The 19,952-nt window shown below is 50.5% G+C and carries 21 protein-coding genes; 7 read left to right on the forward strand and 14 right to left on the reverse strand.

Features of this window, described 5'->3' with window-relative positions; translation table 11 throughout:
- Positions 1-19 precede the first annotated feature (19 nt).
- Together F3F96_RS11240 and F3F96_RS11245 are read right to left on the reverse strand one after the other, a co-directional pair.
- On the reverse strand, positions 20-433 hold the full coding sequence (locus tag F3F96_RS11240) for a hypothetical protein (protein ID WP_176963375.1): 414 nt from the start codon (positions 431-433) through the stop codon (positions 20-22).
- A gap of 20 nt (positions 434-453) precedes the next feature.
- Positions 454-873 carry a Fur family transcriptional regulator gene (locus F3F96_RS11245; protein ID WP_176963376.1) on the reverse strand — a complete coding sequence of 140 codons (420 nt, stop codon included), beginning with the start codon at positions 871-873 and terminating at the stop codon, positions 454-456.
- A gap of 98 nt (positions 874-971) precedes the next feature.
- Here F3F96_RS11245 and F3F96_RS11250 point away from each other — a divergent pair, with 98 nt between their 5' ends.
- Complete coding sequence (locus F3F96_RS11250) at positions 972-2,039, forward strand: cytochrome-c peroxidase (RefSeq protein ID WP_370465542.1); 1,068 nt, start codon at positions 972-974, stop codon at positions 2,037-2,039.
- Positions 2,040-2,122: 83 nt separating this feature from the next.
- On the opposite strand, the gene F3F96_RS11255 is transcribed toward F3F96_RS11250, so the two are convergent.
- The 10 genes from F3F96_RS11255 to F3F96_RS11300 form a co-directional block, all read right to left on the reverse strand.
- On the reverse strand, positions 2,123-3,682 hold the full coding sequence (locus tag F3F96_RS11255; RefSeq protein WP_176963377.1) for a YifB family Mg chelatase-like AAA ATPase: 1,560 nt from the start codon (positions 3,680-3,682) through the stop codon (positions 2,123-2,125).
- Between the two features lie 132 nt (positions 3,683-3,814).
- Positions 3,815-4,072: an accessory factor UbiK family protein gene (locus tag F3F96_RS11260; RefSeq protein WP_176963378.1), complete on the reverse strand. Its 258-nt coding sequence runs from the start codon at positions 4,070-4,072 to the stop codon at positions 3,815-3,817.
- A gap of 3 nt (positions 4,073-4,075) precedes the next feature.
- Positions 4,076-4,711, reverse strand: coding sequence for an SH3 domain-containing protein (locus F3F96_RS11265; protein ID WP_176963379.1), 636 nt, complete (start codon positions 4,709-4,711; stop codon positions 4,076-4,078).
- Complete coding sequence (locus tag F3F96_RS11270; protein ID WP_176963380.1) at positions 4,708-5,334, reverse strand: UbiX family flavin prenyltransferase; 627 nt, start codon at positions 5,332-5,334, stop codon at positions 4,708-4,710. The genes F3F96_RS11265 and F3F96_RS11270 overlap by 4 nt, the downstream gene beginning before the upstream one ends.
- A gap of 133 nt (positions 5,335-5,467) precedes the next feature.
- Positions 5,468-6,199: an LPS export ABC transporter ATP-binding protein gene (gene lptB / locus F3F96_RS11275; RefSeq protein WP_176963381.1), complete on the reverse strand. Its 732-nt coding sequence runs from the start codon at positions 6,197-6,199 to the stop codon at positions 5,468-5,470.
- Positions 6,196-6,675, reverse strand: a complete 480-nt coding sequence (locus tag F3F96_RS11280; RefSeq protein WP_370465543.1) for an LptA/OstA family protein — start codon at positions 6,673-6,675, stop codon at positions 6,196-6,198. Before F3F96_RS11280 ends, lptB begins: the two co-directional genes overlap by 4 nt.
- Positions 6,675-7,247, reverse strand: coding sequence for an LPS export ABC transporter periplasmic protein LptC (gene lptC, locus F3F96_RS11285; RefSeq protein ID WP_176963382.1), 573 nt, complete (start codon positions 7,245-7,247; stop codon positions 6,675-6,677). Before lptC ends, F3F96_RS11280 begins: the two co-directional genes overlap by 1 nt.
- A gap of 10 nt (positions 7,248-7,257) precedes the next feature.
- The gene (locus tag F3F96_RS11290; RefSeq protein WP_176963383.1) at positions 7,258-7,824 is read right to left on the reverse strand and encodes an HAD family hydrolase; all 567 of its coding nucleotides are present in this window, start codon (positions 7,822-7,824) and stop codon (positions 7,258-7,260) included.
- Positions 7,824-8,801, reverse strand: coding sequence for an SIS domain-containing protein (locus F3F96_RS11295; protein ID WP_176963384.1), 978 nt, complete (start codon positions 8,799-8,801; stop codon positions 7,824-7,826). Before F3F96_RS11295 ends, F3F96_RS11290 begins: the two co-directional genes overlap by 1 nt.
- 3 nt (positions 8,802-8,804) lie before the next feature.
- On the reverse strand, positions 8,805-10,259 hold the full coding sequence (locus tag F3F96_RS11300; protein WP_241697805.1) for a peptidoglycan DD-metalloendopeptidase family protein: 1,455 nt from the start codon (positions 10,257-10,259) through the stop codon (positions 8,805-8,807).
- A 123-nt stretch (positions 10,260-10,382) separates the two neighbouring features.
- Between F3F96_RS11300 and F3F96_RS11305 the strand changes: the two genes are divergently transcribed.
- The 6 genes from F3F96_RS11305 to F3F96_RS11330 all read left to right on the forward strand — a co-directional run bounded on the left by F3F96_RS11305 (position 10,383) and on the right by F3F96_RS11330 (position 18,137).
- Positions 10,383-10,868 carry a YajQ family cyclic di-GMP-binding protein gene (locus tag F3F96_RS11305; protein WP_176963385.1) on the forward strand — a complete coding sequence of 162 codons (486 nt, stop codon included), beginning with the start codon at positions 10,383-10,385 and terminating at the stop codon, positions 10,866-10,868.
- Position 10,869: 1 nt separating this feature from the next.
- Positions 10,870-11,997 (forward strand): aminotransferase class V-fold PLP-dependent enzyme, encoded by a 1,128-nt coding sequence (locus F3F96_RS11310; protein WP_176963386.1) that lies wholly within the window; start codon positions 10,870-10,872, stop codon positions 11,995-11,997.
- A 136-nt stretch (positions 11,998-12,133) separates the two neighbouring features.
- A complete protein-coding gene (locus tag F3F96_RS11315; protein WP_206675335.1) occupies positions 12,134-13,465 on the forward strand; it encodes a serine hydrolase in 1,332 nt (443 codons plus the stop codon).
- A gap of 15 nt (positions 13,466-13,480) precedes the next feature.
- The gene (locus tag F3F96_RS11320; protein WP_176963387.1) at positions 13,481-14,317 is read left to right on the forward strand and encodes an ABC transporter substrate-binding protein; all 837 of its coding nucleotides are present in this window, start codon (positions 13,481-13,483) and stop codon (positions 14,315-14,317) included.
- 47 nt (positions 14,318-14,364) lie between these two features.
- Entirely contained in the window at positions 14,365-15,168 is an 804-nt protein-coding gene (locus F3F96_RS11325) for an ABC transporter substrate-binding protein (RefSeq protein WP_176963388.1), read from the forward strand.
- Complete coding sequence (locus tag F3F96_RS11330; protein WP_176963389.1) at positions 15,165-18,137, forward strand: PAS domain S-box protein; 2,973 nt, start codon at positions 15,165-15,167, stop codon at positions 18,135-18,137. The genes F3F96_RS11325 and F3F96_RS11330 overlap by 4 nt, the downstream gene beginning before the upstream one ends.
- Before the next feature lie 93 nt (positions 18,138-18,230).
- On the opposite strand, the gene F3F96_RS11335 is transcribed toward F3F96_RS11330, so the two are convergent.
- Both F3F96_RS11335 and F3F96_RS11340 read right to left on the reverse strand, forming a co-directional pair.
- A complete protein-coding gene (locus F3F96_RS11335; protein ID WP_176963390.1) occupies positions 18,231-18,992 on the reverse strand; it encodes an OmpA family protein in 762 nt (253 codons plus the stop codon).
- The gene (locus tag F3F96_RS11340) at positions 18,992-19,843 is read right to left on the reverse strand and encodes a motility protein A (protein WP_176963391.1); all 852 of its coding nucleotides are present in this window, start codon (positions 19,841-19,843) and stop codon (positions 18,992-18,994) included. The genes F3F96_RS11335 and F3F96_RS11340 overlap by 1 nt, the downstream gene beginning before the upstream one ends.
- Positions 19,844-19,952 lie beyond the last annotated feature (109 nt).

The raw sequence follows: 19,952 nt of genomic DNA on the forward strand, positions 1-19,952 counted from the left end.
ATTTGTGCCACTGTTGAGATCAGTCGGGCGAGAGTAATGCCATAGGGTTGGCAAAGGCAGCCATGAGGAAGAACATTTTCAGGCAGAGAAGCCCGATCAGAAAGGCGGATGCTGCCGAGAGTGTTAAGCCCGGAATATCGATTTTATTGAAAATAACTCTTGGCAACAGGGATAAGCCGGCCAGAAAACCACCTATACCGGCAATCATGGCCACGGCAACAGGATGAAACTCCATCTCCATTACACCCTGATGAATACTGCCAAAGGTGAGCACTACATAGGCCAGCACCATCAGAAAGGGCAGGGTGATAACAACCGGTTCCCATAACTGCCAGCTGATTTGACGTTCTCTGCCGACAATGATTGTCAGGCCGCTGATCACTGTTGCGGGGATAGCATAGGAGACGATGGTTAAAGCGGTTGGAGAGATCATGACTTGCTTGCTGATGCTGATTATTCGGTTGAGCAGGTAGGGCAGAGACCTGTCCAGGTCAATGAATGGTGTTCAACATGCCACTGCTGCAGCGCTTTTGGGCGAACTGTTTTTTTCTTTTCAGGCACATCTTCAATAACACCACATGCTCTACAGAGACCATGGTGGTGGGGGGTGATATTGCTATCGAAAATCGTCTTACCATCGGCACAGAATCGACGCAAAAGACCGGACTCCTCGAAACTTGCCAGTGTGAGATAGACCGTGTTTTGAGATATGGATGGGAAGTCGGGTTTAAGCTGTTCACAGAGTTGTTGGGCGGTTGTGTGACTTGGCTTTGTAAGTAACAGCTCGGCAATGGCCAGACGCTGCGGCGTTGCTTTCATGCCGTGCTCGCGCAGCAGCGATTGTCTGTCGGATGTGGAATGGCTCTCATTCATAGTTAGGATTATTTACTAACTAGTAATAATTGACAACAAAAAGGTGAGTCGTAGGGTTTATAGATATCCATCATATTTACATTCAAAGGAGTTAAAACGTGAGACAATCATCACTGATAACGACTGCACTGCTGGCCATGGTCTCTTTTGCAACAGTCGCTTGCTCGGATGCAACAGAGGAAAAAACTGCGGCAGTTACACCCGCTGCTGCAACGACTGCCCCGGTAGCAGCACCAGCCCTACCGACAGATATTCCCGAAGGTATGGGAGTACTGCCGACGTCCGTTCCTGTACCGGCTGATAATCCGCAGACCGCAGAGAAAGTGGAGCTGGGTAAAAAACTCTATTTTGAACCTGCACTCTCCAAGAGCGGTAACTTCTCCTGTAACTCCTGCCATAACCTGGGCACGGGTGGTGTTGATAACCAGCAGTTCTCCATCGGTCATAAATGGCAGCGTGGCGGCCGTAATGCACCAACCGTGCTCAACGCTGCATTCTGGTCAGCACAGTTCTGGGATGGCCGTGCACCACTGCTGGAAGATCAGGCTAAAGGTCCACCACTGAATCCGGTAGAGATGTCCAGCATGAGTGAAGCTACCGTTGTAGCCCGTCTGAATGAGGCTGGTTACGCACCGCTGTTTGAGTCGGTATTTGGTAAGGGCTCACTGAATTATGATAATATGGCTAAAGCGATTGCAGCCTTTGAACGCACCCTGATTACTCCGGATGCACCGTTTGATCTCTATCTGCAGGGCAAGGGTGATATAAGTGAAGCGGCCAAGCGCGGCATGCAGAAATCAGCTGAAGTCGGCTGTACCTCATGCCATTCCGGTCCACTGTTCACCAATAACAGCTTCCAGAAGTTTGCCTATGGAACCGATGCCGGTGTGAAGTCAGTCACCGGTAAGGATGAAGATGATCATCTCTTCCGTGTTCAGTCATGGCGCAATGTCGCACTGACTGCGCCATACTTCCATGATGGTGCGGTTAAAACACTCGACGAAGCAGTTCGTATCATGGCCAGAACTCAGCTGGATACCGAACTCTCTGATGCAGACAGTGCCGACATCGTTGAGTTCCTGAAAACGCTGACTGGTAAACAGCCGGAGGTCACATTCCCTGTGCTGCCACGTCCGGCAGGCCATGCATTAAGTTGGAGTGACTGATTTTCTGACAGATATCAGATTTTAATCAAAAGGGCCTCTTCGGAGGCCCTTTTTTTTGTTATGGACGAGATGAATTCAATGCCTCAGGGGGCATCAAGAAGCTCTTCACCGCGATATTGCAGTGCTTCGGCAACATGGGTGGCGTTGACCTCTTGTGAAGCTGTCAGATCGGCTATGGTGCGGGAAATCTTCAGGATACGGTGATAGCTGCGGGCTGAGAGTGAGAAGTGGTTCATGGCCCGGTCAATCAGTCTGCTGCCTTGCTCATCAGGTTTGGCGTGAGTTTCAATCGCACTGGCGTCCATGCGCGCATTAACCTGGCCACTGCCCAGCCTTCTGTATTGAATATTCCGGGCACGCAGTACACGGGCGGCAACCGTTGCTGAGTCCTCACCAGACTGCATTCGGCTCAACTCCTGATGTTCTACCGGTGGTACATGGATACGCAGATCAAAACGATCCAGCAGGGGGCCTGATATACGCCCCATGTATCGTCTGACCTGAGAAGGGGAGCAGCGGCATGCTTTGGTCGGGTGACCAAGGTAGCCGCAGGGGCATGGGTTCATCGCGGCAATAAGCTGAAAATGGGCGGGGAATTCAACCGTGTCGGCTGCGCGGGCAATCGATACTGATCCATCTTCCAGCGGTTGCCGGAGTGTATCGAGCACAACCCGTTTATGCTCTGGCAGCTCATCGAGAAAGAGAATGCCGTAGTTGGCTTTGGAAATTTCTCCCGGTTTGGGATTGCTGCCACCGCCGATAATGGCGACATCTGAGGCTGAGTGGTGCGGCTGCCGAAGAGGCGGACGCCTGCTCATTGGCAGGCGCGAGTTATCTCCCGAAACACTGTAGATACGGGTAACCTCCAGTGACTGTTCCATGGTCAATGGAGGCAGAATGCCAGGTAGTCGTTTGGCCAGCATGCTTTTGCCTACCCCCGGTGGCCCGCTCATCAGCAGGTGATGACCTCCGGCTGCGGCAATCTCCAGTGCCCTGCGCGCCTGTTGTTGGCCACGTATATCAGCCATGTCCGGATCCTTCTCCTTAGGTTCACTCGTCTCAGCTTGCAGTGTGGAGCATTGCAGCTGCAGTTTGCCTGAGATGTGTTCGGCAACAGCCAGCAGATGTTCGGCGGGATAAACAGTTAAACCTTCGACAGCAGCTGCCTCATGACAATTCTTCTTGGGCAGGATCACTGCGTTATACCCTTGTTTGCGAGCAAACAGAGCCAGCGAGAGGACACCATTTACCGGATTCAGGCGGCCATCCAGAGCCAGCTCACCAATCAGGAAAGGGATCTCCTGCGTTGGCGTTTCATTCTGTTTGCTTGCCAGCAGTGGCAGTTGTGGTTGTTCAAAGATCTGGCCTGAGGCTTTGAGCAGGGCGATAGCGATGGCGAGATCAAAATGGGAGCCATCCTTACGCCTGTCGGCAGGGGAGAGGTTGACCGTGATGCGACGAAGCGGAAATTCAAATCCAGAATTGACGACTGCCGAGCGAATGCGATCTCGGGCCTCACGAACTGCGCCTTCCGGAAGTCCGACGAGACTCCAGCTTGGTAGCCCGCGTGAAAGATCGACCTCAACATCGACAGCTTCGGCATCAAGTCCACGCAGGGACGCACTACATAATCTGGCCAGCATGTTTTTATTGTAGACCAAAAAAAGGTTTTTCACATGTTGTGAAAAATTAAGATGACCCTGGTGCTATAGAGGCCTTAACTTGTAAAGTCAGCAGTGTTGCTATGAGCCACACAGATGAAATTGAAAGTCTGCTCAGTGACTCAGTTTTTTCAGTTGGGCTTCGAGTTCAGCTACTCTGGCTTCCAGGGTGCGTAACTCCTCTTTTGCCCTGTTCAGCATCGCTTCCTGTACCTGCATACGCTCATGGGTGACCACATCAAATTGAGAGAGCGCATTTTCGACAACGCTGCGCACCTGAGCTTCAGCACCCTGTTTCAGACCGCCGAGCATGCGAATGCCACCGGCAATTTTTTCTGCAATATCATCCAGTGGAAGCTGATTGTCTGACATGGGTTACTCCGATTGACTCATAATAGATTTTCTTTTCGATTTGCTACTGTTGCTATTAATAATGGTGCCTTTCAAATAAGCGCTTTTGCCAGAGGGGAGGTTGATCTTCAACCAATCTTTATTCTGGGTTTTAGTGACTTCCAGATTGGCTCCGGGTCGAAACCAGCCGACACGTGCTGAGCTGGTGGAGGGTTTGAGGCGCAGATTATTGTATTTCGAGGCGTTATAGCGGGCATTGTCAGGCAGTTTCTTCAGTTTTCCGCCGATCATTTCAATAATGGCGTGTTCGACAGACTCTTCACGCGTCGAGCCTTTGACCTTTACATAGACTGTGGTGAGTTGAGATGTCTGTTTTCGCAATGTGATCTCACCATCCAGACGTTCATTGCCAAAACCTACGCCGTAACCACCATCGGGCTGGATCTCAAGCACATCAATATCCAGCTTCAGTTCCCACAAGGATTGCTGCACGGCAGCCAGTGATCTGCGCATGCTGGCAGGAAAGCTTTTCTCTTCACCGACAAACTGGTTAGCCACCACTTCAAGAAGTGCACCTGGAATCGCCGAGACAGCAGAGACAGCAAGGCAGCCGGAGAGTGAGAACAGGCATAACAGAGCCGTGATCGTTACTCTGCTCATTCGTTTACACCCCACTGTTTTGCGGTTGGGTTGGCAATGTTTAGATGATCGAGCAGGCGATCAACGAGGAAGTCGATCAGTTCATTGATTGATTGCGGGCGATTATAAAATGCAGGCATAGCCGGCAAAATATCCACACCCATGCGGGAAAGCTTGAGCATATTCTCAAGATGTATAGCCGAAAGCGGTGTTTCCCGGGGAACCAGAATCAGCTGCCTGCGCTCCTTGAGCATCACATCAGCAGCCCGTTCAATCAGGTTGTCGGAAATGCCATTGGCTATCCTTGCGAGTGTACCCATTGAGCAGGGCACAACAACCATGCGCCTGATGCCTGCTGAGCCAGATGCTGTGGGAGAAAACCAGTCTTTCAGCGCATAACAGCGAAGCAGGGAGACGGAGATGTCGAGATGTCTGGCAAGTTCAACGGCGCTGTTCCCGGCATCACTGGAAAGCTCAAGATCAATCTCCTGTTTGAGTACGACCCGTGCTGCATCAGAGAGGAGAATATGCTGAACAATCCCTGCTTGAGCCAGTCGCTGAATCAGTCGCAGGCCATAGGCGGAACCGGATGCGCCGGTCAGGGCGACAATGACTGATTCCTCTGTTGTTTCTGAACTGCTCATCTCGCCTGCTCTCTCCTGAATTTTCCGACGTCTGAAACTGTAAAAGATATTCTCATAAGGGCAATGCCCGGTTTATCTGTAGCATTAGCCGAAAAAGGGTTCTCTTCTCAGTTTTTCCGACTGGAGTGCCGAATCACATCGAAAAGCTTTCGCCAAGGTAGAGACGACGGGCATCGGGATGGGCAATGATCTCATCAGAAGTGCCATGAACGATAATTTCGCCTGCGCTCATCAGGTATGCCCGGTCACATATGGAGAGTGTATCGCGAACATTATGATCGGTAATCAGCACGCCGATGCCCTTGCTTTTGAGCTCGGCAATGATGGCCTGAATATCTTCAACGGCAATCGGGTCAACACCGGCAAAGGGCTCATCCAGAAGAAGAAAACGGGGTTTGGTCACCAGTGCCCGGGCAATTTCGGTGCGGCGACGTTGTCCACCGGAGAGGGTGTAGGCTTTCTGATCCTTTACCCCCTCAATACCGAGATCAATGAGCAGATGTTCCAGCTCTTCAGCAACTTGGATATCAGGCATATTCAGCGTTTCAAAGATGGCCAGCAGGTTTTCAGCCACAGTGAGTTTGCGGAAGATGCTCGCCTCCTGAGGCAGGTAACCGATGCCACTGCGCGCTCTTAAATGCATCGGTTGCCGGGTGATATCGAGATCATCGAGTGAAACCTGTCCACTATCGGCGGTAATCAGGCCGCAAACCATGTAAAAACTGGTTGTTTTTCCCGCCCCGTTGGGGCCAAGGAGTCCGATACACTCACCGGAGAAGAGATCAATATCGACTTCAGAGACCACCTGTTTTTTACGGTAACTCTTGCACAGGCCACGGGCCGAGAGGTGATGTACGGTGCTCATTTTGTCACACCCGGTATGGGCAGGGTGGGTTTTTCTGACTCATCTGCATCGATGGTCATATGTGTTCTTCCGCCTTTAACCGGCTGAACTGAGGTCTCTTCTCTGTTCATATTATGAGTGATGGTTTCACCTTCAATGCGACCTCCTGGCTGCTCCAGTACGGCGTTTCCAATCAGTGTGAGGATATTATTTTTTTGATCCAGGATCGCTTTATCAGATCTGCCAGTAATCTTTTTCTGGCTCAGGCGGATATGGCCGGTTGCTACGGCATGGTCCAGTTGGTTATCTTTATAGTAGGCGACAAGTTTGTCGCAATAAAGTTCGAAATCATCCCGTTTCAGGTGAACTCTGTTAATGAACTCCGCGCGTTCGGTTTTGTGCATAAAAACCATCTTGTCGGATTCGATCTCTACCGGCCCAGCCCAAAGCGGTGTCGATACCAAAAATAAAGCTGCAACTACCAGAATTCGGATCACTATTTAACTCCCTGCCACTGAGGGTTACTGTCCTGAATCCAGATACCCTGATCAACATTGATCTTTTCGCTATTACGATTCAAGCGCATACCTTTTCCTCTGGCCGATATCGTTTTCCCTTTTATGGTAAATTTCTCAGGCACATGAACCTCATCCAGTGTGCTGTTATAAACCAACGACTCGCTTTGCATCTTCCATACTTCATATTGGACATTCACCTGCCCATTAAATTGAATGTTTCTCTGAATCGGTTCAAGCCACGCCTGTTTAGCTTCGATAGTCACTTCGCGCCCCTGCTGGGTGAAGAGTATAAGCTCCGGATTGATCAGGTGCATCATGCCATCGAGTTGCTGCTTGGCTTCCTCAGCCCGTAATTGCCAGATGACTTCGCCATCTTTACGCTCAACAATAAGTGGACTCTCCACCTCTGTTTTCGGACGTTCAACTGTTTCTGCAACAGTTTCAACCTCAGCCGGGCCGGCAAACCACATCAGACCAACGGCCAGCACAACACTGCCTGCGGAAACAGCAAGGCTAGCCCACTTTATCCATGACCATATTTTCTGCTGCATCAGTGCCCGCTTACCAGCCGCAATCTGCCGGGGAGACGTTGTAACGATTAAATACTATCTCATCCCAGCTGTTTTGAGCGATCAGCAGAGCTTCTGCAGCCTGACGGATGGCGCCACGGCCACCGGGGTAATCTGAAATCCAATCGGCATAATTTGTAACAGAGATGTGGGCATCAGCAGGTGCCAGGCTCAATCCGCATTTGTACATTGGTGGCAGATCAATGACATCATCGCCCATCATGGCGCAATGTTTGGCAGCAATGCCTGACTCCTGCTCCAGTCGGGCCAACCCCTCGGCTTTATTCAGGCACTTCTGGATTACAAACTCGATACCCAGATCGGATGCTCGGGCTTGAACAACGGGGGAGCTACGGCCGGTAATGATTGCGATCTGGATGCCTGCCCGCTGGATCATTTTGATACCGTGGCCATCACGAACATTAAATGCTTTATGCTCATCACCATTTTTATCCATAACGATGGAGCCATCGGTCATGACACCATCAACATCAAGAATAAGCATGCGGATATTGGTCGCTTTCTCAAATGGAAAATCAAATCCTTTGTGCCCGGCCATTAGAGACCTCCCTGAAGAATATCATGCATATGTACAATGCCGACGATGTTCTCTGCATGCTCTTCATAAACAAATAGCACCATGATTTTCTGCTCCTCCATCAGATGCAGCGCCACACTGGCCAGTTTTCCGGACTCAATGTTTGACGGGTTAGCGTGCATCAGTTCGCGAACTGGCGCATCAAGATCCATATGACCGGACTCCAGAATACGGCGCAGATCACCATCACTGAGGCAGCCGATCAGGGTGCCATTTTCACTGATGCCGGTAATACCAAGTCGATGTTTACTGATCTCCATGATCGCTTCGCGAAGTTTGGCATCATGTTGCACCATCGGTAGCTCATCACCCTTGTGCATCACATCAGCTACGCGCAGCAGTTTTTTGCCAAGGCTGCCTGCCGGATGCACACGGGCAAAATCCTCTTCTCTGAAACCACGTTGATTGAGAATCACTACGGCCAGCGCATCACCAAGGGCCAGTGTGGCCGTGGTCGATGCGGTAGGGGCGAGGTTGAGCGGGCAAGCTTCACGGGTGACCGGAATATGAAGTACGGTGTCGGCATGTTGAGCCAGCGTGGAGCGCGTATTACCGGTGATGGCAATTACATTTGCACCGCGTCGTTTAATCTCCGGCAGCAGACCGCACACCTCTCGGGTTTCACCACTGTGCGAGAGTGCCAGCACGGCATCAGAACCGGTAATCATACCGAGATCACCATGTTGCGCTTCTGCTGCATGCACGAAGAAGGCAGGTGTACCGGTTGAGGCAAAGGTAGCAGCGATCTTTTTGGCAATGATGCCTGATTTACCCATGCCGAGAACAACAAGCCTGCCTTCGATATTCAGAATGGTTTCAACGGCATGCACAAAGCTCTCATCCAGTGCATCGCGCTGGGTTTTCAGTGCATCAATCTCAATATTCAGCACTTCGGTGGCTTTCTCAAGCCACTGTTGCGCGTTCACTGTTGCTGTCATCAATTAATCCCAGGCAAGCTGTACGGGGTTCTCTTGCAGACTGGCCAGTAGCGGGCCGGTTTGTGTCTGGAAGCGTTGCCTCTCTGTTTTTGCCACCGGTTGTGCCGGTGGATGTTTCACTGTTAATGGGTTGACTGCCCGTCCACGGGAGCGGAACTCAAAATGCAGATGTGGGCCTGTGGCCAGACCGGACATGCCGACATAACCGATAATCTTGCCCTGACGTACTTTCATGCCCTTTTTAATGCCCCTGGCATAACTGCGCATGTGCGCGTAGGCGCTGGAGTGGTTTCTGTTGTTGTGCCGTATCTGGATGAATCGACCGTAGCCATTTTTCCAGCCGACAAAGGTGACAAAACCATCACCAATCGCGTGGATCGGTGTGCCACTTGGTGAGGCGTAATCAACACCGCGATGAGCACGGGTATAGCCGAGCACCGGATGTTTGCGTTTGGTTTTAAAGGTTGAAGAGATGCGTGAAAATTTGACCGGTGCTTTCAGGTAAGCCTTGCGCATGCTTTTGCCTTCTGGCGTAAAGTAGTCGATTTTTCCATTGGCCTGTTCGTAGCGTACGGCTTTGAACTGATTACCCTGATTGGTGAACTCCGCAGCCAGAATGCTGCTCTCCAGCATATTGCCCTCATCATCATAGCGCTCTTCATAGACCACCTGAAAACTGTCGCCGTTGCGCAGGTCACGGGCAAAATCGATATCCCATGCAAAGATATCGACAAGGTTCATGGTGGTGCGCTGATCCATGCCTGCTGCTTCTGCCGATGCAAAGAGGCTGTCTTTAATGGCGCCGGAGGCAAAACGCGTCCTGGAATAAACGTTGCGTTCATCCAGCGTGGCCTGCCACTGAGCAGCGGTGCTGTTCTCTTTTTGCAGGTGCAGACGTTTTTCGCCACTGATATTATAGTAGATATCAGTGCTGCTGCTGCTATCCACACGTTTGAAACTTTGTCCGGCACGAATATTTTTTAGTTTATAGGCCGCATTGGCTTTAGAGATCAGAAAGTGACTTGTCGAGTGATCAAAACCAAGGCGAACAAGGGCTGCGATTGCATTATCACCGCTTTTAAGGGTGGTGGTTGTGCTTTTAATCAGCTCACCAGCTTCAGGTAGCAGCTTGGGTGAAACCCACTCTTCCTGAGGCAGAGAGACATTGGCATCAACATCCTGACCACCTGTACTGACAAACAGCATAATGGCGGCAAAGCCGATACCGGCTCCGATCAGCGGAAACCAGCCGGGAGAGGGGATGCGAGGCAACTTACCCATCGATGGCATCTTTCCGGGTAGAGTGAGTTTTGGCAGGCGCAGCGAAAGCTTTGGCAGGGAGGGCAGCGAAGGCAGCTTGAAGGAGCGTCCCTTTCTGTTTCTTCGACGACGATTCGAACCGGTTGACTGTTGCGATGAAACCCGGTCAGAAAAATCATTATTAAATGCGTTCGGCAAAGAATCCTCCTGATTGCTGCATCTTAAGTGTGGCGCATTGCTTGTCAAAGCTTCCGAGGGCATGATTTTGCTTTTATAGTGGCTGTTTCCAGCCCAATTCAGATTGTAGGTCAGGGAGTAGAAATGCCAAGTTTCGATATTGTCAGTGAAACCGATATGCAGGAGATGAGTAATGCGGTGAATCAGGTGGTCAAGGAGATCACCACGCGCTACGATTTTAAGGGCTCCAAGGCCAGCATTGAACTGGGTGATAACGGCATCACCGTGGTTGGTGATGACATCAATAAACTCAACACCGTGACAGAGCTTCTGCGTGCCAAACTGGTGCGTCGGAAACTGGAACCTTCATGCCTTGAGTATGGTGATCCACAGGATGCCAGCGGCGGCTGCAAACGGCAGGAGATCAGCATCAAGCAGGGTGTCAGTACCGAACTGGCCAAAAAGATTGTTAAAAAGATCAAAGAAGAGAAGATGAAGGTGCAGGCATCCATTCAGGGTGACCAGGTGCGCGTGACCGGCAAGAAACGCGATGACCTGCAGGCTGCCATGGCATTGGTAAAAGGCGTGGAGTCAGACAGGCCGCTCTCGTTTACCAATTTCAGAGATTGATTTGAATCTCGGCGCGGAGTTTCCTCTCGATAAAGACCTTCTCTATCTTAACCATGCCGCAGTTGGGGTCTGGCCAAAAAGAACGGCTGAGGCTGTTAAGGCTTTTGCCGATGAGAATATGCATCGAGGTGCGGCTGGTTATCTGGAGTGGTTGAAGGTCGAGCGTGAACTTAGGGGCAGGCTTAAACGACTGATTAACGCCGATTCAGTCGATGATATTGCGCTGAGTAAAAATACATCCGAAGCACTCTCCCTGATCGCCTATGGCTTGGATTGGCAGGCAGGCGACAATATCGTAACCAGCAATCAGGAATTCCCCTCTAATCGTATTGTCTGGGAGTCGTTGAAAGAGCGTGGCGTTGAGCTGCGGCTGGCAGACATCTCGGTTGATGATCCGGAAGCTGCCATGCTCGCTTTGTGTGATGAGAAGACACGGCTGCTCTCTGTCAGTTCTGTTCAATACGGCACGGGTTTGCGTATGGATCTGATTCGATTGGGCCAGTTCTGTCACGATCAGAATATCCTCTTCTGTGTTGATGCCATTCAGAGCTTGGGAGCGATCGAATTTGATGCGCAGGCCTGCCATGCCGATTTTGTGGTCGCCGATGGCCATAAATGGATGCTTGGGCCGGAAGGGTTGGCTGTTTTCTACTCCAGGTCCGAAGCGCGTGATCAATTAAAATTACAGCAATATGGCTGGCATATGGTCGAGCGGGCAGGGGATTTCGACGCCGTTGACTGGACTCCGGCTCAAGCGGCCCGTCGCTTTGAACCGGGCAGCCCCAACATGCTCGGTATCTATGCGCTCAATGCCAGCCTTTCGCTTTTTGAAGCGGTTGGTATGGATCATGTGCAGAAGGGTGTGTTAAAGCGTGCCAGCCATTTGATGGCGTGGTTAGATGCTGAGGCTGATCTGGAGCTGATCACTCCATCCGAGAAGGGGCGCTTTGCAGGCATTGTCACATTCCGCAAACAAGGGTTAAACAGAGAGGGGCATGCAGCGCTCTATCGTGAACTAATGGCCAAAGGTGTGATCTGCGCCAATCGTGCCGGCGGCATTCGCCTCTCTCCTCACTTCTACTCCAATTTGAATGGATTTGAAGCCTGCTTGCGCCCGCTTCTGGATTAATAAAAACAGGCCAGCAAATGGCAGCGGACTTGCTACACTTCAGATGAAACTGCTCAGAGCGATATATGTGAACAGTTTGCCTGTTGCCGTTCTTGTTCACTAGGCGGTCAGTTTAACTCAGCAGAAGGAGCGTGCCATGAAAAAAATGCTGTTTGCACTACTTTTAACTGGTCTCTCTGTTGCTGCTTCTCCCGCAGGTGCCGCAGATTATAAAGTGGTCAAACCTGAGAAGGTGGGGCTCTCATCTGAGCGCCTGAAAAATATGGATCGGCTGATCGATCGCTATGTCGAGGAGAAGAAGATCGCCGGTGCGGTGGTGATGGTGGCGCGCAAGGGCAAGATCGCCTATTTCAGGGAGAGCGGGCTGGCCGATGTCGATAAACCGATGCAGAAGGATACGATATTCCGCATTGTTTCAATGACCAAACCGATCACCAGCACAGCGATCATGATGCTCTATGAAGAGGGTAAACTGCTGCTCTCTGATCCTGTAGGAAAATATATTCCTGAATTTCGCAACCAGAAGGTGCTGGTAGCCAATCCGCCAGGCTCCGCTTTTCCTTATCGCCTGGAGCCAGTAAAACGTGATGTGCAAATCCGCGATCTGCTGGCCCATACCTCCGGTATTCTCTATCTGTTTTTAAATGATGTTTATCCCAATTCGACTCGCACGATGGTGACTGATCTTTATAAAGAGGCAGGTATCACCGATGGTTTCTGCAGGCCGGATGAAGAGATCGGTGATACGGTCAAAAGGCTGGCGCGGTTGCCGCTCTATGCGCATCCCGGTGAGGTGTGGGATTATGGTCTGAACTCGGATGTGCTCGGCTATCTGGTGGAAGTGGTTTCAGGTCAGAAGTTCGATGCTTTTGTAGAGCAGCGCATCTTCAGACCACTGAAGATGAAGGATAGCCACTTCTATATCCCAGAAGAGAAGCTGCCGCGTCTGGCAGCGGTTTGGAAAAGTGACTGGAAAGGCTCGCTAGTGCGTGCTGATGACAAGCCGATTATCGCGGGTGATCTCTGCCTTAATCCATCCGATGCCGAAGCACTATCGGGCAAGTATCTGGCAGGAGGAGCCAATGTGCTCTCCACCGTTTACGACTACTTCCGCTTTGCCCAGATGTTCCTCAACGGTGGTGAGCTAGACGGTGCACGTCTGCTGAGTAGAAAAACCGTTGAGTTGATGGCTGCGACCAACCATATTGGCAAACACGATGCCGAGTTCCTGCACAGCAAAGGCTGGAAGTTCGGTTTGGGCTTTGCCATTCAGGCTGATCGTGAGCATGCTGTAGATAGTGGTGATGTCGGCACCTTTGAGTGGGCGGGCATCTACTCCACCCGTTTCAGTGTTGATCCGAAAGAGGAGAAGATCACCATCTTTATGAGTCAAACCAACCCATTTGGCCACCACTTTGAGTTGTGGGATAAGGTGCTGGTGCAGTCGGCATCGGCCATTGCAGATTAAGAGAATAGGAGATTGATGATGCAGTTATTTGCCAAAATTATATTTGCAGCCGTAGCTCTTGGGATGATGGTGCCGAATCAGGCACTGGCAACCGGACCACGCGTTACTACCTCACTCTTCTCGCCACACCACAATCAGATTCATGCTGTCGATTTTCCGCCCTTTGTCTCCTCTGAGGTGGTGGATGGCGGTGTGGTCTCTGAAATTATCACAACAGCGATGAGACGCTCTGAGATTGATGCCGTAGTCACCACCCACCCGGTTGAGCGCATGGTCTACTATTACCTGTTGCAGGAGAAGGTGATGGCAGTAGCTGGCTGGCATTTTGATTTCACCAAAGCGCAGCGTGAGCAGTTGATCTTTGTGCCGGTTGTGTCGCTCACAGAGCGCTATTTCTACTATAAGCCAAGTCATCCTCAGGGATTAAATGTCGCAAATGCTACTGATCTGAAGGGGCTGCGTTATGGTGCGCATCAAGGTGAAGAGACAGAGCGCTATAGCAAGGCCGGAGCCGAGGTTGTGTATGGTAGAACCGTCACATTGCTGAAGAAGCTGCAGCGTGGTGAGGTTGATTTTATCTGTGCGCCACCCCGCTCGGTGGAGTGGCTGCTTGAGCGTTATATGAAGAATGAGAAGCAGAATGTCATAGCGATGCCTGAGGAAGCTGAGCCCGATGTGTTCTATATGGTTTTTAATCGCCAGCATTCACTTGGTGAACAGGCGGCTGAAAAATTCAGGGCAGCACTTATTGCGATGGAAAAAGATGGCACACTAGCTAGAATCACCAGTAAGCATTTCGGTGATGGGGAGTTAGGTGGCCTGTTTCTGAAGCGGTTAGAAATGATCAAGTAGATCAGTTGCTGGAGGTTTATATCTTAATTTCATTGATATCCAGAGCGATGGTTCGATCTGTGATCACTGTGATTGTAGGCAGTTTGCTGTTGTGCAGTAGTGTGGTAGCAGGTGAGGTTGTAAAGCTGGATGCCAATGAGAGCAGACCATTCTTGTCCCCATCGCTGGCAAAAGATGGCATGGTGGGTGAGATTATTCATGCTGCATCTGCTGCTGCAGGTATCGAGTCACAGATAATCTATAAACCTTTAAAACGAATGATTGAAAATGACAGTAACAATGATCTTGGTAATCCCATGTTTTTTATGAATAATCAGGATTTTTCAGCCGTGGTTCCGCTGGCGGTTTATCATGTCTCGTTGTTCTACTATCGCCCTAAACATGGCCATGCACATGAGATTGTCTCTGTTGAAAGCCTGAAAGACCACAGGGTTGGTCTGTTAAGTGGAACCCTTGTTAACAGGAGTGCCTTTAAGCGCGCAGGCATTGTTTTTGAAGAGAGTTACGCTCATGCCTCGCTGTTCAGGAAGCTGCACAAAGGGCGACTGGATGTGGTGATTGAGGTCGATCTGGTTGGCCGGGCGTTCATCCAAGAGCTTTTTCCCGAAGAGGTCGAGAATTTTGGTGTGACGCGTATGCCCCAGTCAGCATCACCAATCGCCCTGAATATGGCTGTTAATCAACCACAGGCAGCAGCTCTGGCTGCACGCTACAGAGAGGGGTTGCGCAAGATCAGAGAGAGTGGTGAATACAGAGCAATCCTGCAAAAATATTATGGTGAGCAAATTCCTGCAGATTATGAGCAACAGCTGGACCGTTTCGGATATATCTATCAGGAGGTCTCCCAGTGAACCAGCTGATCAGCAGCATTAAAAGTAAAATTATTCTGGCTGTAATTCTTATCGTAAGTGCTGGGTTTGTTGCCTATGAGGCTTATGAGTTTACTGAGATGAAGCAGGCGGCGACAGCTGAACTGCATGAACTGGCTGACCGGACTGCCGTGCGACTGGCCGAGAGTATGGTTCTGCCGGTGTGGGAGATCGATAAACAGTGGGTTGCCAGTATTATCGAGAGTGATATGCAGGATAAACAGCTATTCGCCGTGATTGTCTATGCTGATGGTGAACTGTTTGAGGGCAGGGAGCGCGATAATAGATGGCAGAGCACCCCTTCAGTTAATCAATTTGACAGGGATTATATCACTGCCTCAAGAGAGATTATGAGAGATGGCAGTGCGATAGGCAGTGTGAAAGTCTATATCACCACCAGATTTATGAGTGAAGAGATTCAAACGCGCCTGATTGATGAAGCGAAGGTGCTTCTGCTTGTTGCGCTACTAATCGTGATTACCCTGATTACATTGATTGATCGCGTGATTGTGCGTGCACTGCAACAACTGTTAAAACAGACAGAGGCCATTGCAGATGGTGATTACTCACAAAGTATTCAACTGCATCAAAGAGATGAGATGGGCAGGCTGGCGGCAAGTATTGATCGTATGAAAGGGAGTATCCAGCAGCGCGAAGCGGAGAGGAATCAGGCGCTTGATTCAGTGCGTGAGAGTGAACGCCGCTATCGCGCTTCGATAGACAATGCTGCCGATGCCTTTTTCATGATTGATATGAATGGCTATTTCAAAGATGTGAATCAGATGGCCTGCTCCAGCCTTGGCTATAGGCGTGATGAACTGCTCACAATGTCGTTAGCGGATATGGAGACCTCATTTTCACTGGATCAACTCTCAGCTCTGTTTAGCTCAATGCAGATTGGAGAGATGAAATCCCTGGAGGGGGATCATCTACGCAAGGATGGCTCAACCTTTCCTGTTGAAGTGCGCATTTCACTGAATGAGCTCGATGGTGAACGCTATATCCTTGCTTTTGCACGTGATGTCAGTGAGCGCAAGCAGGCTGAGAATATTTTGCGCGAGAGTGAAACGCGTTTCAAAGGGCTTGCGCAGCAGGTTCCGGTTCCTCTCTGCTATGTTGCCAAAAGTGGCGATGTTGAATTTATGAACAGCCGTTTTACCTCGACTTTCGGCTACACTCTGGAAGATATGCCGACAATCGAACAGTGGTGGCCACTGGCCTATCCGGATGAGAGTTACCGAGAGTGGGTGCTTGAAACTTGGGGTGAGGCGTGCCAGCGGGCTATTGAGAACCAGCACGATATTGAGCCGATCGAGTACCGGGTAAGATGTAAAAGTGGTGACGTGAAAACAGTAGAGATTTCAGGTGTGTTCCTTGGTGAAGATTTGCTTGCAACACTGGTGGATATGACTGAACGCATCGAATCTGAAGCCAATATTCGTAAGCTCTCTCTGGCTGTTGAGCAGTCGGGTGAAGCGATCATGATTACCGATCTGCAAGGCACTATTGAATATATTAATCCGGCATTCAGTGAGATGACTGGATATACTGAAAATGAGGCGTTGGGGCAGAAGCCGAATCTACTCAAAAGCGGCAACCAGAGTGAGGCCTACTATAAATCGATGTGGGATAGATTGGCTGACGGAAAGGTCTGGCATGGCAAAGTGGTGAACAGGAAGAAGAGCGGTGACTTCTATCCTGCGATGCTGACGATCTCTCCGATTAAAAACCAACAGGGAGAGACCACTAACTATATTGCCTTGCAGCAGAGCCTTGAGGAGATGGAGGCGCTGGAGGCGCAGTTTCATCAATCCCAGAAGATGGAGGCGATCGGTACGCTGGTCGGTGGCATTGCCCATGATTTTAATAACAATCTGGCTGGCATCACAGGTAACCTCTATCTGGCCAAAAAGGCGGCCAAAGATATCCCGGAGATTGGTCAGCGCCTTGAGAATGTGGAGAAACTCGCTTTTGGTGCTGCAGCAACGATTCAGCAGCTGTTGGCCTTTTCGCGTAAAGGTGTTGTGCAGATGCATCCGCTCTCGATCGCATCATTTCTGAAAGAGACGGTTAAACTCAGTGAAATCTCGTTGCCGGAAAACATTGCATTCAAGCTGAATGTGAATGATCCCGATATGAAGATCAATGGTGATATCACCCAGCTGCAGCAGGTGTTGATGAATCTGATTAACAATGCTCATGATGCTGTGGATGATTGTAGTGAGCCTTGCATCGCTATCTCCTTGCATCGATTCCATGCTGATAAGCAGTTTATCGCAATGCATGAGGGTTTGAGAGAGGGTGAATATGCCTGTATTGAGGTGAGAGATAACGGTTGTGGTATGAGCGAAGAGAATATCCAACATATCTTTGAGCCATTTTTTACCACCAAAGAGCTGGGTAAAGGCACGGGGCTGGGCTTGGCGATGGTCTATGGTGCAGTCAAAACACATGGCGGTGTGATTGATGTGCAATCAGCTCAGGGTGAAACATCGGGCACGACCATGCAGATCTACCTGCCATTGATAGAGTCAGATGCGTTACTAACCGGTGATGTCGATATGGATCAGGTGGTTTCAGGGCAGGGTGAAACCATTTTGCTGGTGGATGATAATCAGACGGTGCTGGAGACAGGGCGTGATGTGCTTGAAGGGTTGGGCTATCAGGTTTTGACGGCTGAAGATGGTGAGTCAGCGATCGAAGTGTATAAAACACATATGAGTGAAATTGATCTGATTATTCTCGATGTGGTGATGCCGAAACTTGGTGGTGTAGAAGCGCTACAGGCGATCAAGGATTTCAATCCGGAAGTAAAAGCGATGTTTGCCACTGGTTACGACAAAGCCAGCACGCTTGGCGGCATGAACCAGGAGCTCAAAGAGAGGGTGATCAGTAAGCCATTTGCGATGAGTAAGCTCAGTCAGATGATTCGCGAAGTGTTGGAGAGTTAATCTAAGTCCCATGGCAGTGGCCAATAGATAGAGCAGGGGCGGAAAAGCTTATCTTTTCACAGCCCCTGACTCTGTTTCTTATCTGTTAACCTGTTAACGGACTCTGAGGAATTCAGGTCCCATCTCAACCACAAACTCAACACGGCGGTTAATGGTTCTGCCTTGCTCGGTGGCATTGGAGACCAGCGGCCGCGTATCGGCGTAACCGGTTGCATGCAATCGCTCCGGAGGAATGCCGAGTGAGATCAGGGTTTCAACTACCGATGAGGCACGTGCAGAGGAGAGCTCCCAGTTGGATTTGTAGCGACCACTGCGCATCGGGATATTATCGGTATGGCCTGCCACCTCAACCTTGCCGGTATAGTTGTGCAGTACTTTGGCGAGATTCTTCAGTGGAACTCTCGCCGCCTCATTAACATGGGCCTGACCTGCGGCAAAGAGCAGGCTGGCATCCATCTGCAGGCGGATCTGACCCGGTGACATTTTAAAGTCCATGACACCACCAAGCGAGTTGCTACCAAGGATTTGAGAAAGCTTCTCCTCCTGTCCCTGGCGTTGGCCCTGCCTCTGAATGGTGGCGCTCTCGGATACCGGAGCGCCCTCAGTGGCTGTCTTCTGCGGTGAGGAGGGGGCCTGCATTTTCATGCCTGCTTTGGCGTGGCTCATGGAACCTAAAATAATGAACAGCGCCAGCAGCAGTGTCATCAGATCGAGATAGGCGACCATCCAGCTGTCATGGGTGATATCCGCTCCATCATCATCGAACTGATCGCCAGGATCGCTGAGTATATTACTGCGAATCGACTCCATTTTAGAGCCTGAAGGTGATTTTTTACCTGTTGGATTAGCGTTCATTAGAAGTCATCGTCCTGAGCGCTGCTGCTCTTTGTGCCCCGTTTACTCGGGGCTCGAAGCTCATCATTAAAGGCACTGCTGTTACCTTTAAGCTCATCACTGTACTGAGCGGAGAAGGATTTCAGTGTCTCACGAATAAACACCGGACTGCGGTTACCTGCCAGCATGATGGTTCCCTCAACAATCATACGCATGATCATGGCCCGTTTTTCTGTACGCCGTTCAAGTTTGATGGCAATCGGTTTGAAAATAAGGTTGGAGAGCACAAGACCGTAAAGGGTGGTCATCAGGGCGACAGCCATATTGTGGCCGACATTGAGAAGGTCGGGGCCGTTGACGGTGTAGAGCATATTTACCATGCCGACCAGCGTACCGAACATGCCGAAGGCGGGGGCGTAAACACTCATAGTATGGAAAATCTGCGCCTCAGCACGCTCCTGCTCCCTTAAACGTTTGATGCGCCACTGCAGAATATTGACAATCTCATCGGCAGGGGTGTTATCGATCACCAGCTGAATCGAGGTTCTCAGAAACGGATTGGCGATGCGTTCAAGCTGATCCTCGATACGGGCCAGATCACCGTGGCGGCGCAGGCGTGCAGCATGGGCGATTTCAGAGATGTCATCACGAACAGAGTACTGGGTGTTGCGGAAGACATGTCCTAATACCCGCCAGACTTTACCAAGCTCCTGTGTCGGAAAACTGACAAGTGTGGCGGCAAGGGTGCCTCCGATCACGACCAGCAGGCCGGGCAGATTGATGTAAACGTTAGGCTCAACCGCAGAGAGGAAGATCGAGACCACAATCAGGCCGATGCCGACCAGAATTCCTGCAATAGTAGATAGATCCATAACGATCTCCTTGGCAAAAGTGTCTGTAGATATTGAATAGTAAAATCTACAGGTAAATAAGCAATAATGCGGCCAATGTCGTTGTCAGAAAAACTCTTATATGGGAGCC

It is taken from the genome of Mariprofundus sp. NF (assembly GCF_013387455.1).
Lineage (GTDB): Bacteria > Pseudomonadota > Zetaproteobacteria > Mariprofundales > Mariprofundaceae > Mariprofundus.

What these genes read in the sequence shown, in the direction of transcription:
- F3F96_RS11255 (WP_176963377.1), bottom strand. Translation starts at nt 3,682, where the DNA reads ATGCTGGCCAGATTATGTAGTGCGTCCCTGCGTGGACTTGATGCCGAA.
- F3F96_RS11245 (WP_176963376.1), bottom strand. Translation starts at nt 873, where the DNA reads ATGAATGAGAGCCATTCCACATCCGACAGACAATCGCTGCTGCGCGAG.
- F3F96_RS11295 (WP_176963384.1), bottom strand. Translation starts at nt 8,801, where the DNA reads ATGACAGCAACAGTGAACGCGCAACAGTGGCTTGAGAAAGCCACCGAA.
- F3F96_RS11325 (WP_176963388.1), top strand. Translation starts at nt 14,365, where the DNA reads ATGGTTCGATCTGTGATCACTGTGATTGTAGGCAGTTTGCTGTTGTGC.
- F3F96_RS11320 (WP_176963387.1), top strand. Translation starts at nt 13,481, where the DNA reads ATGATGCAGTTATTTGCCAAAATTATATTTGCAGCCGTAGCTCTTGGG.
- F3F96_RS11315 (WP_206675335.1), top strand. Translation starts at nt 12,134, where the DNA reads ATGAAAAAAATGCTGTTTGCACTACTTTTAACTGGTCTCTCTGTTGCT.
- lptB (WP_176963381.1), bottom strand. Translation starts at nt 6,199, where the DNA reads ATGAGCACCGTACATCACCTCTCGGCCCGTGGCCTGTGCAAGAGTTAC.
- F3F96_RS11335 (WP_176963390.1), bottom strand. Translation starts at nt 18,992, where the DNA reads ATGAACGCTAATCCAACAGGTAAAAAATCACCTTCAGGCTCTAAAATG.
- F3F96_RS11260 (WP_176963378.1), bottom strand. Translation starts at nt 4,072, where the DNA reads ATGTCAGACAATCAGCTTCCACTGGATGATATTGCAGAAAAAATTGCC.
- F3F96_RS11290 (WP_176963383.1), bottom strand. Translation starts at nt 7,824, where the DNA reads ATGGCCGGGCACAAAGGATTTGATTTTCCATTTGAGAAAGCGACCAAT.
- F3F96_RS11240 (WP_176963375.1), bottom strand. Translation starts at nt 433, where the DNA reads ATGATCTCTCCAACCGCTTTAACCATCGTCTCCTATGCTATCCCCGCA.
- F3F96_RS11305 (WP_176963385.1), top strand. Translation starts at nt 10,383, where the DNA reads ATGCCAAGTTTCGATATTGTCAGTGAAACCGATATGCAGGAGATGAGT.
- lptC (WP_176963382.1), bottom strand. Translation starts at nt 7,247, where the DNA reads ATGCAGCAGAAAATATGGTCATGGATAAAGTGGGCTAGCCTTGCTGTT.
- F3F96_RS11265 (WP_176963379.1), bottom strand. Translation starts at nt 4,711, where the DNA reads ATGAGCAGAGTAACGATCACGGCTCTGTTATGCCTGTTCTCACTCTCC.
- F3F96_RS11270 (WP_176963380.1), bottom strand. Translation starts at nt 5,334, where the DNA reads ATGAGCAGTTCAGAAACAACAGAGGAATCAGTCATTGTCGCCCTGACC.
- F3F96_RS11340 (WP_176963391.1), bottom strand. Translation starts at nt 19,843, where the DNA reads ATGGATCTATCTACTATTGCAGGAATTCTGGTCGGCATCGGCCTGATT.